At 64.9% G+C, this 774-nt stretch carries 2 protein-coding genes; both read left to right on the top strand.

Features of this window, described 5'->3' with window-relative positions; genetic code table 11:
• Nucleotides 1-331 (top strand): transposase domain-containing protein (locus N1F91_RS31015; protein ID WP_289997769.1); only part of this gene is annotated, 331 nt, incomplete at its 5' end.
• Nucleotides 328-774, top strand: a 447-nt coding sequence (locus N1F91_RS31010) for a UPF0149 family protein (protein WP_289997767.1), incomplete at its 3' end; no start/stop codon positions are given. The genes N1F91_RS31015 and N1F91_RS31010, both read left to right, overlap by 4 nt.

Below are 774 nucleotides of genomic sequence, written 5' to 3'. Positions count from 1 at the left end.
GGCGCACTGGCCGGGACTGACAGCCTTCCTCGACGACGGCCGGATCGAAGTCGACAGCAATATCGTCGAACGATCGATCAAGCCGGTCTGCCTGACAAGAAAGAACAGCCTCTTTGCCGGATCGGCCCGCGGCGGCGAGACATGGGCTGTGCTGGCATCGCTGGTCAACACGGCAAAGCTCAACGGGGTCGATCCCGAGACATGGCTCGCCGATGCGCTGGAGCAGATCGTCTCAGGCGCCGTGACGGTCAATCGGCTCGACCAGCTTCTCCCGTGGAACTGGAAGGCAGACCGCGAAGCACTGGGCCAGGCAGAGACGATGGCGGCATGATCGCACGTCTGCCAACCGGGCCTGTTGTCGCTCCGCCCGCCGCGGCTTCCCTGCGTCCGCCTTCGCGTCCGAGGCTGGACGATACCGCCTTCGAAGCGTTCCTGCACGAGCGGCGGCCACATCCGCCCGTCTTCAGCATGTCTGGGCTCGACGGCTATCTGACGGCCCTCATCATTGGCCCGCGCTTCATCGACCCGCGCCGCTGGATTGGTTTGATTGCCGGTGAGCAGGCGATGATGGAGCCCGAAGGTACAATCGAGGCGCTCGCGGTTCAGACGCTGGCTGCCAACTACAACCGCATCTCGACTGGGCTTGCGGAAACGCCGCAGATATGGCGGCCACGCCTTACGCGACGCATGGACGGAACGTTCGACACCTTCGCGTGGTCGACAGCCTTCCTGCTTGCCACCGGCTACGCCCCAAGGCTCTGGCGCCCCGTCCTT

It is taken from the genome of Aquibium sp. ELW1220 (genome assembly GCF_030398385.1).
In the GTDB taxonomy this organism is placed as follows: Bacteria; Pseudomonadota; Alphaproteobacteria; order Rhizobiales; family Rhizobiaceae; genus Aquibium.
The sequence above is the reverse complement of the archived record's forward strand: the minus strand, read 5'-3'. Positions and strand labels throughout refer to the sequence as shown.